Annotated in this window: 9 protein-coding genes; 4 read left to right on the top strand and 5 right to left on the bottom strand. The window is 59.5% G+C overall.

The annotated features are described in order from the left end of the window. Window positions 1–48 precede the first annotated feature (48 nt). Window positions 49–2,361, bottom strand: coding sequence for a hypothetical protein (locus tag THTE_RS00440; RefSeq protein WP_095413571.1), 2,313 nt, complete (start codon window positions 2,359–2,361; stop codon window positions 49–51). A gap of 753 nt (window positions 2,362–3,114) precedes the next feature. Between THTE_RS00440 and THTE_RS00435 the strand changes: the two genes are divergently transcribed. Further along, window positions 3,115–3,513, top strand: a complete 399-nt coding sequence (locus THTE_RS00435; RefSeq protein WP_157731554.1) for a TraR/DksA family transcriptional regulator — start codon at window positions 3,115–3,117, stop codon at window positions 3,511–3,513. Between the two features lie 108 nt (window positions 3,514–3,621). Here the strand turns inward: THTE_RS00435 and THTE_RS00430 are convergent, their stop codons facing one another. Then, window positions 3,622–5,268 (bottom strand): glutamate synthase-related protein, encoded by a 1,647-nt coding sequence (locus THTE_RS00430; protein ID WP_095413569.1) that lies wholly within the window; start codon window positions 5,266–5,268, stop codon window positions 3,622–3,624. A 375-nt stretch (window positions 5,269–5,643) separates the two neighbouring features. Here THTE_RS00430 and THTE_RS00425 point away from each other — a divergent pair, with 375 nt between their 5' ends. Then, window positions 5,644–6,708 carry a DUF128 domain-containing protein gene (locus THTE_RS00425; protein WP_207651742.1) on the top strand — a complete coding sequence of 355 codons (1,065 nt, stop codon included), beginning with the start codon at window positions 5,644–5,646 and terminating at the stop codon, window positions 6,706–6,708. Between the two features lie 43 nt (window positions 6,709–6,751). On the opposite strand, the gene purH is transcribed toward THTE_RS00425, so the two are convergent. Then, on the bottom strand, window positions 6,752–8,317 hold the full coding sequence (purH, locus tag THTE_RS00420) for a bifunctional phosphoribosylaminoimidazolecarboxamide formyltransferase/IMP cyclohydrolase (RefSeq protein WP_095413567.1): 1,566 nt from the start codon (window positions 8,315–8,317) through the stop codon (window positions 6,752–6,754). 637 nt (window positions 8,318–8,954) lie between these two features. Here purH and THTE_RS00410 point away from each other — a divergent pair. Continuing rightward, complete coding sequence (locus THTE_RS00410; RefSeq protein WP_095413565.1) at window positions 8,955–10,442, top strand: sulfatase; 1,488 nt, start codon at window positions 8,955–8,957, stop codon at window positions 10,440–10,442. A gap of 54 nt (window positions 10,443–10,496) precedes the next feature. Here the strand turns inward: THTE_RS00410 and THTE_RS00405 are convergent, their stop codons facing one another. Further along, window positions 10,497–11,387, bottom strand: a complete 891-nt coding sequence (locus tag THTE_RS00405) for a deoxyribonuclease IV (RefSeq protein ID WP_095413564.1) — start codon at window positions 11,385–11,387, stop codon at window positions 10,497–10,499. Window positions 11,388–11,450: 63 nt separating this feature from the next. Next, window positions 11,451–12,476: an RluA family pseudouridine synthase gene (locus THTE_RS00400; protein WP_095413563.1), complete on the bottom strand. Its 1,026-nt coding sequence runs from the start codon at window positions 12,474–12,476 to the stop codon at window positions 11,451–11,453. 606 nt (window positions 12,477–13,082) lie between these two features. On the opposite strand from THTE_RS00400, the gene amrB reads away from it, so the two are divergent. Then, window positions 13,083–14,660 carry an AmmeMemoRadiSam system protein B gene (gene amrB, locus THTE_RS18155; protein WP_168175761.1) on the top strand — a complete coding sequence of 526 codons (1,578 nt, stop codon included), beginning with the start codon at window positions 13,083–13,085 and terminating at the stop codon, window positions 14,658–14,660. Window positions 14,661–14,719 lie beyond the last annotated feature (59 nt).

Genomic DNA, 14,719 nt, shown 5'->3' with positions numbered 1-14,719 from the left:
CTCCGGAGAAAAGGAATCAGGGGCACGCTTGTCTCGCCCGATACAACATCAGGGCCGTTCCGCAGCTGGCTTGTAAACGACACCGCGTACCGAGCCCGACTTGAGCCGTTCGCGCCAGAGCTCGATGGCCCGCCTTCGCTCAGCAGGCGAGCTTTGCGGCTCGTAGGTGAGCGTCATTTGTGTCACCTGGCGGAGCGTCAACGACGCCAGGATGCGAATAGCCAGCTTCTCATGATCCAGGTACTGGACAAGTTCCTCAGCCTGGGCCAGCGTGAGCTGGGTGGAGGGATAGCGCCAGAGCATTGCGTAAGCGGCAGCCCCGTCCGAAACCAGGACGTTCTCCGCAGCGCGACGTACACTGGCCGCCAGGGCTGGCGAAATACGCACGAGTTGGCGCAGCGTTAACCACGCGTCATTCCAGTAGGCCCGCTGATCCAAATCCTCGAGTGTCTTCCAAAGATCGTCCGCGGCTCCCAGGTAACCAAGGATCCGCCTGGCGAGCCACGCCACCTCGCGCTGGCGAACGGCGGCATTCTCCCGGAGGACCTGGAGGGGGTCCTTTTCGGTATCTCGGAGGGCCCGTTCCAGAACGGCCATGGCCCGTTCTTCGATGATGGCGGCCGTCCCACCGGCTGGCCGCATCCACTCCGGCTGATTCTCCAGCGGTGCCGTTTGAAGCTCTGTTTCACTTAATCGGACATGAACGGGTGCGCGGAGAACAAGCGGACGGGTCCGCCCACTATCCAACCATCGCGCGGCTCCGCCGAGCACATAAAGATCGGTGACCCAGGGAACAGGCTGCGTCTCCGGATCACCGGGGCAATCCGGGGTCCGCTCCACGCTCAGCGCCACTGTCGTGTGCTGATCGTTCAGTTCCAGGATACCTTCGATAGGCCCGCAGGTGAGCCGCACACTGGCACCGTTGGGGGCCGTGGCTGTGATGGCGAGATATCCGTAGGCGACGCGGAGACCCACGCGCCCTTGAGCATCGACAGGTGCCAATTCCCAGAACACAGGACCGATGCACTCGACCTCCACATTTTCCCCCAACCGGAGTTTGGGTCGGAAGGAGGGCGGCACAAAAAAGCTGTCGCCCGTTTTCACCTGCTGGTCCGGAGATACCCGTTGAGCGGGGCGATTCGGCACAGTCAGGAACAGGAGCTGCGGCAATCGAGGATCTGGCAGGAGGGTCCCAACCGGTTCGGGGGGAAGAGGTGCCACGTTCACCGGGGGCACAGCGTCCGGAATGGTGCCTCCCGACAAACTGGCTGGTGGTCCTGGCACTACTGGTGATGGTGTCGGAAGGAGATCACCCACCGGCGGTCTGGGTGACTGCGGAAGTTGCGGTGCCGCTGCCACGTCTGTCGGTGCCGGACTGGGTTGCGCGGCCGTCGCTGACGGTGGCGTCATCGGTTCCTGGGGCGCAGCGCTGGGTGGTTCGGCGACTGGAGCCTCTGGGGAGCGCTCCTGGGACGTCTGGCCTGTTTCAGCAGGCAAACCGGACGGAGAAGCACCCGAGACCGGCGGAGAGGGAGGCATTTCCTGGCTCTCTTTCGCTGGGCCTTCAGTAGCAGGGGGAGTGGAAACAGACTCCCCCTGCCCCGTCGCGGGTGCGGAGTCTTTTGTACCGGCAGCTCCGGATTCCGCGGGTTTCGTTTCCGGTTCCTTATCGCTGGCAGTCGGCGGGGCTTCCGTGCCTTTGGTGGCCAGGACGGTCTCCGGTCCACCCGGCGCGGGCCACCACATTCGATAGGCAAGCAGTCCGCCAACCACGGCAAAGCCCAGAATGAGCAGCACGGAAAGTCCCAACAACCACCGCCGGTAGGTGTGGTCGGGAACATTGGACACAAATTGCTCTTCTGAGAGTGGTCGGGTGCGGGGGGGAGGAGATGGTTGGGTTTCAACGGAAGGAGTTTCTTCCACGGCAGAGGTAAGATCCCGCGCAATCCGCTCCACGGCAGACTCGTGCTGAGCCGCCACCTGGGGAAGCTTGTAAATCTTTTCGCGGAGGGCCGGGTCCACCTCGGCCGGTTCTCCCAGCACAAGGGCGAGGATCTGGTGGCACGCGGCTACTTCCGCAAGTTCGACGTCCGATTCCAGGCACACCTTTTCAAAATCGGCGACCTTTTCCGTGGGCAAAGTGTTGTCGAGATACTCGGCCACCGTGTTGGGATCGAGACTCTCGCGATGATCGAGGACTTCCGGAGCGCCAAGCTTGTCCTTGCGGAGAAGTTCCCGAATCCGCCGGACGAGAGCCTTCGCCACTTCGCTTTCCTCGATTTTTTTCCCCAATTCGGCGGCATCTTCAGGCTCGAGAACGTTGTCCAGATAGGCCAGAAGCGTCCGTAGGGTCAACCGCATGGGTTTGTCTCCGCAGGGTGAGAGAGTTTTTTCGAGAAAATCTCAACCGGAGAATGTCCCGCTCCCATTTCCGAGCGAGGTAACCAAGGGATGGATTGGCTCAATATAGGCGCCAGGTCGGCCACACCACCCCACCACATTATTAGTGCCCCGACGACTGAAATTTCGTACAAAAACTTTTGGGAACCTGGAATGCCGAAAAGGTTGCAGGAAGAGAAGGAAGCCTGAACCATCCCCACTTTGCAAAAAATCTTTGACATGCCACGTGCACAAAGTTTTGTAGGGGCAATTCATAAATTGCCCCTACCAGTAGCGTGCGGCGGGTGGAACCGGGCCCTCCAATCTGCCCCACCAGGCGTAATCCGAAGAGCGGACCTGACAAGCAGGTCCCTCCGGGAAAAGGGAATCGGAGGGGCACGCTTGTCGTGCCCGGTGTCATTTGGCCACGTGGCGTCACCAGCGCGGGGGGCAATTCATGAATTGCCCCTACCGAAATAGGACCGATTTGCCAAGTGTGGACGTGCTACAACGGCGATCCATGAATCGTCCCTACCGGGAGGCGAGTGAATTGGGGTGGCTCATCCAAGGTTGACAAGCGGACGTGACAAGCACGCCCCTCCGGGCCATCGCCAAAGGAAAACTGGGGATTTCTCGAGATGGAAGCTGTTTGACAGGCTTCCGCGGCCCACCTACAATCGAATTTTGGCCCTGATTGTCGCCACAATTTTGCTTGGCACCCGTGAGGTGTGGACAATGAAGAATGAGTCGTTGAAGAAAGAAGAGCTGGAACAATTCCGAAAGGAGTTGCTGGCCCTGCGGGAGCGTCTGTCAGGTAACGTTCGCTACCTGACCCAGGCGGCCCTCAATCAAAACGAGGAAGGGTTGGCCGGGCGGGCAGGATCGTCCATCCATCCCGCAGAGTTGGGCAGCGACAATTACGAGCAGGAATTCACACTGTCACTTGTGGAGAATGAGAAAGAGGTTCTGGAGCGCGTCGACGCCGCGCTCAAGGCCATCGAGGAGGGCACCTACGGGAAGTGCGAGATGTGCGGCCAGCGAATTCCCAAAATTCGCCTGAAAGCCATCCCCTACGCCACAACCTGCGTCAAATGTGCTGAGGAAAGCGAACGACAGGCGTCGCGTTCGGAGTGAACGCCCTTTTGCCTCGCGTCGGCGCCCTGTCCCCCGTTCAAAACAAACGACCGTCGGCACACGCCGACGGTCGCACCTGAGATCTCTCGTGTAAATCAGGACCCGGCGCTACTTCTTGAGAACCTCGAGGGCCTTATCATTTTGGGCATCGAGCATGAAGGGGATGCCGGTCACCTCGGCCGTCTCGCGGTTGGCGGCCATCAGATCTTCCCGACAGATCGCGCTGAGGCTGAACCGGCGGGCGCCCGCCATCAGTTGCTGAAGACCTGCCACAAGCTTGTCCACCAGGCAGCACACTGCTACGGCGCCGAAGGGAATGTTCTTCATTTCTTCGGCACCGACCTTGGCCTTGACCGTCTCCCACGCGGCGAAAATTTCTTCTGGCTTTTGCCCGATGGCCGTCACACTGGGGGGAAGGCTGTCCCAATTGCCGTTGACGGCTTCCCGCCGCTCCGGCCGCAGAACCCCTTCGATGTTGCTGCCCAGGAAACCTGGGATCATCATGGCGCGGCCCATGCACACGAGCTTCGTATACGGAGCGCAGAGGGCCAGCGCTTTAAAGATGTGGTCTTCGCGACCAAATCCACCGCCCAGTGAAATATCCGGGGGCTGGATCCCGCGCTGCTTGAGAACCTGGCAGTATTCGTACGTTTTGGCATGGAGATGGAGTGAAGGAATGCCCCAGTATTCCATCATATTCCAGGGGCTCATTCCCGTGCCGCCGCCGGCGCCGTCGATCGTCAAAAGATCGAGTTTGGCGTCCGCAGCGCAGCGAAGTGCCAGGGCCAGAGCCTCCAACCCGTAGGCCCCCGTTTTCAGCGAAATCCGCTTGTAGCCCAGTTTGCGGAAGAAGTCGATCGAGTTCATGAAGTCCTCGTACACATCCTCCGGGGAGTGAAGATTGGTGGCACCCAAGCGGCTGTGTCGGGCGAACGAGCGGAGTGCACCGGAACGATAGGCGGCTTCGGCGATCGGATCATAAGGATCGGGATCCACAATATAGCCACGGTCCTTGAGGAACCGCGCATATTCGATATCGGTCACCTGGATCTCACCTCCGATATCCTTGGCGCCCTGTCCCCACTTCAGCTCCAGAATGACTTTATCGCCAAATTTTTCAATGAGATACTGCGCCACGCCGTTGCGGGTATCCTCCACGTTCATCTGCACGATGATGGCGCCGTAACCGTCGTAGTAGCGGAGGAAGGAATTGACGCGGCGATCCATCTCGGGAGATTCCACCACCCGGCCGTCTTTGAACTTCGAACCGCGGTCCACTCCCACAACGTTTTCACCAACCACAATGGGAAATCCGCACAGCGCGGCGCCGATGGCGAAGGAATCCCAGTACTTCGCCGCCACGAAGGTGGAGCCCAGTGCCCCGGTCATGATCGGCACGCGACACTTGGTCTTGACCTCACGACCAAATTCGGTGGTCACATCGACGCGTGGAAAGACGCAGTCATCGGGCGAGTCCGTCATCCCCGGCGGCAATCCCGTCGCGTCGTAGGCGTAACCCTGAATGCGAAGGGCGTGATAACCCACGCCCAGCGCCACAACATTGGCGGAACCGGCGGTGACATGGCCGAAGTTCCGCGGATAGAGCAGCTTTCGGCCTACCAGCGAGCTGAGCCAGGTTTCACACTTCCCCTTGCAGTCCGATTCGCAAAGGGTGCACAATCCCGAATCGGCCGGGTTTCCCCGGTTCACCGTTCCCAGAACATCGTTTTGCTTGCGGTACTGAATGAAACTCATCGTACGTCTCCCGGAAGTTTGAAAACCACAAACAGGCCGACAAATCGGCAGCAACATTCAGGAATAATCGGCATCATGTTACCAAATATCCAGATTACGTCAATACAGGGCTGTTCACAAACCCACGGGTTTTCCCGCAGTAGCGAAGAGCAGTTATCATATCAGCGTTGTGGCCATTTCCTAAAAAACGGCAAAATTACCGATTGCTGGATAGTTTTCGGCAAGATTCGCTGAATGTAAACTGTTTGAATGCCAGATGAAACGGCCGTCCGGAAAAGTTGATCACAAGATTGCCAATTCTCTGCCGGAACTTCGCGGCATGTGTCCGGCCGGGTGTGGTGAGCTGTCTCGAACTGTGGGCTCGGAGGTTCGGCCATGAGCAGGAAATCCCCCCTACCGCGAGTGCGGGAAGAAATGCCCGTATCCCGAAGGGAAGAACGCAAGTCACGTCACAGGATGGAAATCCTCCGCGTTCTCCGCAAGTCGCAGCAGCCTCTCACGTCAGGCGAGATCGCCGAGGCACTGGCCTCCGCAGGTTACCTGCTCAGTGAGCGGACTGTTCGCCTGTACCTCAATGAACTCGATCGGGAAGGATTGACTATCTCCTATGGCCATCGCGGCCATACCATCTCCGAGAAAGGCCTCGCCGAACTCCGCATCGCTCAGACAGTGCAGCGGGTGGGATATCTTTCCGCCCGAATCGACGAAATGACCTACAAGATGACTTTCGACCTGGAACGCCGCACCGGCACGGTGGTGGTCAACACCTCGGTGGTCAATCCGCGGGATCTCGCCCAATGTCTGGATGCCGTGTGTCAGGTTTTCTACAAGGGCTACGGTATGGGGCGACGGCTGGCCATTCTGGAGCCCGGCGAAACGATCGGTGGGGTTCAGATTCCTGCCGGGAAAATAGGTTTCTGCACCATCTGCTCAATCACATTCAACAGTGTGCTGCTTAAGCACGGGATTCCCACGGCGTCGCGATTCGGCGGCCTGTTGGAACTTCGCGATGGCAAGCCCGTGCGATTCGCAGAGATCATCCATTATGACGGAACCAGTATCGATCCCCTGGAAATATTCATCCGTAGCCGAATGACGAATTACCGTGGGGCGATCACAGATGGAAACGGCCTGATCGGAGCCAGCTTTCGGGAAATCCCTGAGGATGCCCGGGACGTGGTCATTCATCTGGAAGAGGAAATGGCGCGCATCGGTTTGGGAGGCATCATGGCAGTGGGACTCCCCTCGCAGCCTTTGCTGGGGATTCCCGTCATCTCGGGGCGTGTCGGGGTTATCGTGATCGCCGGACTCAACCCGATCGCCATTCTCGAGGAAATCGGCTATCAGGTGTATTCCCGAGCGCTCAGTGGTCTGCTCGACTTCAGCCGCTTAATCACGGTGGATGACTTGCCCGAGGTGCTCCAAAAGTACCTGCCCTAGGGTGCGTGTAGGAGTTGAGCCTTCCCCCTGCGATGCCGCAGCCTCAATGTCGGAAGTGGCGCCTTCCCGTGAAGATCATGGGGATTCGGTGCTGGTTGCAGGCGGCGATCACCTCCTCATCTCGCACAGAACCGCCCGGTTGAATGATGGCGCGAATCCCCGCCTTGGCTGCGTGCTCAATAGAATCAGGAAAGGGGAAAAAGGCGTCCGAGGCGAGGACACTGCCGGCGGCCCGGTCTCCGGCCTTGCGGATCGCGATCTCAACTGAGTCCACGCGACTCATCTGGCCGGCACCCACTCCCACCAGCATCCGGTCCTTGGCAAGGACAATGGCGTTGGATTTGACGAAGCGGACCATCGCCCAGGCAAACCGGAGATCGGGGAGGAGAGCATTGTCCGGCTGCATCTGGGTGACGACCTTCCACTGTGTCTCGTCGTCGGGAAGGTTATCGGCGTCCTGCACAAGCAGTCCCTCCTGGAGTGGACGGTAGTTCCAGCAGGGAACCGGCCGGGTCAGTTCCCCCACTTCCATGAGCCGCACGTTCTTTTTCCACTTGGGCACGGTGGTCAACATTTCCAGGGCTTCGCGATCGAAAGCCGGCGCGATGATGGCCTCGATGAAGAGTCCCGGCTCACAGAGGACTTCCGCCGTTGCGCGATCCACCACCCGATTCATCCCCAGCACGGAACCGAAGGCGCTCACAGGATCCCCGGCCAGCGCTTTACGGGTGGCTTCAGCCAGTGAATCCGCGACGGCCGCCCCGCACGGGTTGTTGTGCTTGATGACGCTTGTGGCTGGGGCCTCGAAATGGCGCACAATTTCCAGAGCGGACTCCAGATCGAGCAAATTGTTATAGGAAAGTTCCTTTCCCTGGAGCTGGCGGGCGGTGACAACGGATGGTCCTTTCGCTTCAGGGAGTGCGTACACGGCTGCCTGCTGATGAGGATTCTCCCCGTAGCGAAGTGTGGAGATCCGATCGTACCGGAAGAACAGGCGTGGTGGAAAGACACCAGGTTCCACCTGTTTGGCGAACCATGTCGCGATGGCCTGGTCGTACTCGGCAGTATGTGCGAAGGCCTCGGCAGCAAGGCGGCGACGCAGATCCAGCGTGATTCCGTCGTGGGTTTGCAGTTCACTGAGAACCTGAGCGTACTGCGCGGGCTGCGTTACAACGGCGACAAAGGCGTGATTCTTGGCCGCCGCTCGCACCAGCGAAGGCCCCCCGATGTCAATGTTCTCGATGGCGTCCGCTTCTGTGCAGCCGGGTCGCTCGATCGTTTTACGGAACGGATAGAGGTTCACCACCACAAGATCGAAGGCCAGAATCCCGTGCTCCGCCATGGAGTGGAGATCTTCCGGGCGGTCCCGGCGGGCAAGAATTCCCCCAAAGATCCGCGGATGGAGGGTCTTCACCCGGCCTTCCATCATCTCGGGAAATCCCGTGTAGGCCGCCACATCCTTCACCGGAACACCGGCCTGCTCGAGAAACAGGCGGGTGCCGCCCGTGCTGAAGATCTCAATTCCCAATTTGTGGAGCTGTCGGGCGAACTCGGCCAGACCCGTTTTGTCGCTGACACTGATCAGCGCCCGTTGCGGCTTGATGACCATCACGTCAACCTCCAAATCTCACCAGATCTCTTTCCGAACCTTCCATTGTAAATGGCCGAAGCAACCTGACACATCCCCACTTTTCCCGCGCCCACGGGGATGCGGATGTCCACACGGGCTCGCGTGGGAGCAAAATCCAACCCCGAGCACCTGCTTGTCAGGTCCACATTCTAGGCGTGGATAATTCGTTTCATCGGTCGGGCTTCACCTGCTCGGTTCGGCTGGTAGTTACACGGTAGAAACGATTCATGAATCGCCCCTACAACAAATGGATCCTGGCCAAATTGACTGGCTTCCGGTAGGGGCCATTCATGAATTGCCCCTACCAGTGAACCGTTTTTGTGTCCGATCGAATCAAACGGATCATCCATCCTGGAAAAGCGGACCCGACAAGCGGGTCCCTCCGGAAGAAGCGGACCCGTCAAGCGGGGTTCTCCGAAGACGGACTCTACCCCTTTTCATGTGGTCGCCGTTATCCGGAAAAAAACGAGCCTGAAGGAGTTACACTGGCAGGGCTCTTTCGTCCAACTTGGGCGCAGGTATAATGGCGTCGGCTTCAGGCGTGGGAGCGTTTTTCTCCCACATTGGCTTGTCCAGAGGGTGATGGTTCTTCATTGCGCAGTTGGGGAGGTGCCGTATGTCTGTCCTGTGGGGATTGCTTCTGGCAACTTGTTTGACGGGTGAAGTGCAGGCTCTGCCCGACACTTCACACATGAATGTCCTGCTGATCGACATCGAGGACTGCAATGCCCCAGCCCTGGGATGTTACGGGAATCCAATCTGCAAAACGCCGAACCTGGACCGATTCACCCAGACCGCGGTTCGTTTTGATCGGGCGTATGTCCAGGCAGTGTGCTGTAATCCCTCCCGCACGTCTTTTCTCACCGGCCTTCGTCCGCTGACAACCCGGGTGACCCGCAATGAACAGGAAATGGACGCGCATTTACCGGAAGGGGTTCTTACCCTGCCGGAGTATTTGAAAGCTAAAGGCTTTTATCTGGCAGTGATTGGCAAGTTATTCCACCGCACAGACTACGCGGAAAAGCAGCTCTCGGTGTTCGATCGCATCGAGATGTACACGCCGCCGCCAGGCTGGAAGGGTCCGGGACCGATCATCAAGTTTCCTCCCGTCCCGCGTTCCGCCGATTGGCAGCCACCGCCCAAGGACGAAAAGAGCCGTGAATATCGCGAGTGGCGCAGGAAGCAATCGGATCGGTACGGAGATTCCGGGCGAACGCGGGAACAGGAAGGCGATTACCGAATGGCTGCGACTGCGGCGGCCCTGTTGAAGGAGTTTGCAAAATCGAAGCAGCAGTTCTTCCTTGCGGTGGCACAGTCCCGACCGCACACTCCGCTCATCTGCCCGAAAAAGTACATCGACATGTACGACCCCGCTAAAATCCCCGATCCACCCGCCCCGCCGGAAAGTCTGGTCAATTTTCCCTATCCCAAGCGGGCGTTCGGCGGCAATCCGGATATCTTTACGCTCAAGCAACCCACACGGCAGCAGGCTAAGGAGGCGATCGCGGCCTATTACGCCTGTCTAACGTTTGTGGACGACAACATTGGGATGATTCTCGATGCCCTCGAAGAGACCGGCCTGGACAAAAACACAATCGTCATTTTCCTGGGCGATCACGGATTCCATTTGGGCGACCACGGATTCTGGTCTAAATACTCGATGCTGGAAGCGACGCATCGGGCACCGCTGATTGTCCGCGTTCCCGGTGCCCCGGCCAACGGCAAAACATGCGATGAAATTGTCGAGTTTGTTGACCTCGTGCCGACGCTTGGCGAGTTGCTCAAGCTGGACCTACCGAAAAACCTGGAAGGCATCAGCTTCGCGCCGCTGCTGGTGAATCCGCAACGTCCCTGGAAAAAGGCCGCCTTCATTGTGGAAGATGACGGGGACGCCTTCGGCGAGTGCGTGCGGACCAAGAAATACAGTTACATGGAGTTCAAAAAGGGCGCTATCCCGGCCGCTCTTTACGATTTGGAAAAAGACCCCTGGGAGACCCGGAACGTGGTGGATGATCCGGCCTACGAACAGGTCCGCAAAGAGATGGCGGATCTGCTCCACGCGGGCTGGAAGGCGGCTCTCCCGCCCGGCGTCACGGTGCCGTAAGCGAGTGTTCTGGCTTCGTTCCAACAGCCTGCACCCTCTTGGGAACGTGCGGTATTAAAGGGGTTCCTGCGAAGAGGGGGTGGGTGTACGCACCAGTAGCTCGCGAAGGACGGTGAGGTTGACCACGTCCCAGTCTCGGCCGTCGTCCGTTTTTCCCTTAGGCGTTTCCAGAAACATCGGCAGGTGATTGACGCGGGGATCATGGAGCAGGCGGCGAAAGGTTTCCAGCCCCACATGGCCGCGGCCGATGTGCTCGTGCCGATCGACGTGGCTGCCCCGGGGTGACCGGCTGTCATTGAGATGGATCGCCCGGAGGCGGTGCAGGCCGAGGATGCGATCAAACCAGCGCACGGTCTTGTTCCAACCGTCGGGATGATCAATGGGATAATCCGCTGCCAGCATGTGGCAGGTGTCCCAGCAGATGCCCAGGCGGTGCGATTGTTCGGTTGCTTCCACAATGGTGGCGAGTTCTTCAAAGGAACTTCCCAGGTTGGTGCCCTGGCCAGCCGTGGTCTCCAAGAGGATCAGGGGCTTGGCCCCGGGAAAGCGCTCAAGCACGCGGTTGAGCGCTTCGGCCACTCGGGCGGCTGCCCCATCGCGATCCTCTGACATGGCGGCCCCGGGGTGGAGGACGAGACCTTCCAGTCCCAGCCGGTCGGCTCGGGAATACTCCTCGGCCAGGCTCTCCACCGATTTTTTCCACAAAGTGGGATCCGGACTTGCCACATTGATGAGGTAGGCCGTGTGACCGATAACCCGCCGAATTCCCGACCGCAACAGGGCCGTCTGAAATTGAGCCACCTGTTCGTCGGTCAGCGGTGGGCTTTCCCATCGATTGGTGCTTTTGGTGAAGATTTGGAGACACTCGCAACCGGCGGCCACGGCTCGGTCAACCGCCCGATGATATCCCCCGGCAATCGACTGATGCGCACCCAAAAGTGGCATGGCAGCGTCCCGTGGTCATTGAAGTCAAGGAGGCATCAACGGGTTCTTCTCATGTGTTCAAGTTTAAGCTGATGGAGGCTCTTTAGTTTCAGCCCGCGAAGACTTTTCCTGCCGGGCGCGCCGGCGAAGCTCATGGAGGAAATCGGTGAGGTCCTTGGGCAACGGGATTTCGAACTTCATGGGCTGCTTGGTAATCGGATGGATGAAGCCCAGCTCGACGGCTGCCAGGGCGAGTCGCGGTGCGCCGCTGTGATCCGGAATGGGCTCCCCGAACAGGGGCCGGTTGTAAATTTTTTCCCCACACACGGGATGGCCCGCCTCCGCCAGATGGATGCGAATCTGATGGGTGCGTCCCGTTTCCAGGCGGCATTCAACGAGAGTGTAATTGCCGATCCGCTCCACTGGGCGAACATGCGTGATGGCGATCCGACCCTCGTTGGGGTTTTTGGTACTGCCGCGTCGGCCGTCACCGCGATCGCGCACGAGGTAAGACTTGATCGTCTGCGCCGGCAGATAGCCGTGAATAATTGCCAGATACTTCCGCTCCGTCGTGTGTTTTCGGAATTGTTCCATCAACCCGCGTTCGGCCTCGCCGGTGCGGGCAAAGACGATCAGCCCGCTTGTTTCGCGGTCCAGACGATGGACTGCCCGGACCGGCGGCGGCACGCCCTTGTAGCGTTTCTTCTTGCCCTCGATCTTCGCGATAATGTGGGGGAGGACTTCGTCCAGTGTAGGCTGAAGTTGACGCCGTCGGGCGGATGCCCGTAACTCGTCCCGGTGGCGGTTGGTCGTCATACCCGGCGGTTTGTCCACCACCACGAGGTGCTCGTCCAGGTAGATGACGGTCACATCATGGGGGGTGGGAGGAGCCTGGGCAGGACGCGGAAGAATTTTGACAACATCCTGAAGTTTCAGTCGTCGGGCGGGATCCAGGCAGAGGTTCCCGCTCACCTGGACATAGCGTCCGGCGATCAGCTTTTTGATCCGCGACCATGAAACCCCGGGCAGCCACTCGCGGAGGGCGGCCGCCACCGTCTGGTCCACCTGCCGCGGCAGGACATGGAAGACGCGTTCACCAAACTCGTGCATTGTTGGTTCCCAAAGAGTTCTTCATTCAATGAGCAAAAACTCGCAAAGAGTCAAGCGGAACAGGCGGGAAAAATGGCGTCGCTGGGGATCTCTCGTCGGGCTGCTGCCTCCTTTCGAATCGACGATGTCCAACCCGCTGCGAAAACACCCCGAGAATGACGCTCTCGCTTCCAACGTGACACTTCCCCTTCATCATCGCATTGTCGGGCTTTTCAGCAAAGAGGCAAGGTGCAACCTTGGGGAATGCATCTCCGTTTCCAATTTAGGTCTCGTGCAGAGACCCCGGGCTTGGCTCCGCGCACAATTCGGGCCGGTTCGCCCGTGGAGGAAACCCCGCGATCTTTTCTTGCGTCTCGCCCTGACCGAAACCGAGAAGGGAGCCGCCGATTCGCCACTCCACCTGCGCTTGACTTTGTCTCCCCCAGTTTGCGGGATAAGCGCTCTCGCGGGAAACGGGTAGAATGAAAACGAGCACCTGGGCGAACCGGAAACGTCCGCGTGGGGGCCAGAAAGTCTTCGCAGAACGGGCGACGGTTTGGGGAGTGCGGATGGTCTTATGAAGGGACGGTCGCCTGGTCCTTGCGAATGGGAGTCAGGTCTTCTGCCGTGAACGCACACCTTTCCGATCGGATTCGGCCGGCCGCCGTTGCTGGGACATTCTACCCCGGCCGCCCTGACCGCCTCTCGGCTACCATTCAACAATATCTTGCCGGGGCTCCTCTCGTCGTGGATCCGCAGGTGCCCATTCGGGGGTTGGTTGTGCCCCATGCGGGCTATCCTTATTCGGGACCGGTGGCGGGCGTCGCGTACAAACAGATTGCCGGTCGCAAATACGCCACGGTGGTGCTTCTCGGTCCCTCCCATTACGCCTACTTCGAGGGCGCTGCCATCCCCGATGTGGACGCTTTTCAAACTCCGCTGGGAGAGGTGCCGCTTTCCAACAAGGCCGCCATCCTCGCTCAGCATCCGCCGTTTGCCTTTGACCCGCCAGCGCGGGTCCGTCCACCGGGTGGTTGGGGAGCTTGTGCCTCTGGCGCCACACCCCACACTTACGAGCACTCCCTGGAAGTCCAGCTCCCTTTTCTCCAGACCGTTCTGTCCGATTTCGAAATTGTCCCGATTGTCTTCGGAAAAGTGGATCCCCGCGAAGCGGCGGAGGCCTTGGCCACCATCCTCGACGATCAGACGCTCCTCGTGGTGAGCACTGATCTTTCCCATTATCAGCCGTATCGTCTCGCCTGCGACGTGGATCGACGGACGCTGGATGCCATCGTCCGCTTCGATTTTGATTACCTGGAAGGCCTTCGCTACGAGCCGGAATTGAGCCCCTGTGGCAGCACAGGGGTGCTCGTGGCCCTCCATTTGGCGCGGGCCTACCACTGGGAGCCCGTCCTCCTCGACTATCGCAATAGTGGAGACACATCCGGGGACAAATCAGCCGTGGTCGGCTACGGGGCGATGGCATTTTGTGGAGGCGTTGCACCGCGCGGGCCGGAGGTAGAAGAAAACACCGAGGAAACCGAGCCGGATGCGTCCCCTCAACAGGATACAGAAATCGCAGGCGAGGGGACGGCGGAAGCCCCGTCGGGAGGATTGGCCCATCTCCCCAATCTCACAGCGGAGGAAAAACGTTTCCTGCTGGATCTGGCGTGGGCCACCTTGCGGCGCTTCGTGCAGGACGGTCGGCTCCCCGTCGTGGATAGCAAAGCGGTGCCGCCACGGCTTCGCGAACCCTGGGCGTGCTTCGTCACGTTGCGGCGGCGGGGTGCCCTGCGGGGTTGTATTGGAACCTTGACGGCGGATCAGCCGCTGTACCTCGCGGTGATGGAAAATGCCCGCAATGCCGCCCGGGATCCGCGGTTTTTGCCCCTGGAAGATTGGGAACTGGCGGACCTCACGGTGGAAATCAGCGTGCTTTCTCCGCCGCAACCGCTCGAATTCAGGTCTCCCGAGGAACTGCTGCAGAAGCTGCGGCCAGGCGTGGATGGCGTGATCTTTCAATGGCGGGGAGCACGAGCCACCTTTCTCCCCCAGGTCTGGGAAGAACTTCCCGATCCTGAAGAGTTTCTCGATCGGCTCTGCCAGAAGGCCGGTCTTCCCAGCAAGACGTGGCGCCAGCCGGATGCAAAAATTTGGGTCTATCAGGTGGAAAAATTTGGCGAGGTCGCCCATGGGGCCGGTTGATGTGCCATGGCCAGCTACGGAAGAGGCTCTTTTCCGGTTGTTTTCACGCCGGTTGACGA

Origin of the sequence: Thermogutta terrifontis (assembly GCF_002277955.1) — a bacterium.
Classification (GTDB): domain Bacteria; phylum Planctomycetota; class Planctomycetia; order Pirellulales; family Thermoguttaceae; genus Thermogutta; species Thermogutta terrifontis.
The sequence above is the reverse complement of the archived record's forward strand: the minus strand, read 5'-3'. Positions and strand labels throughout refer to the sequence as shown.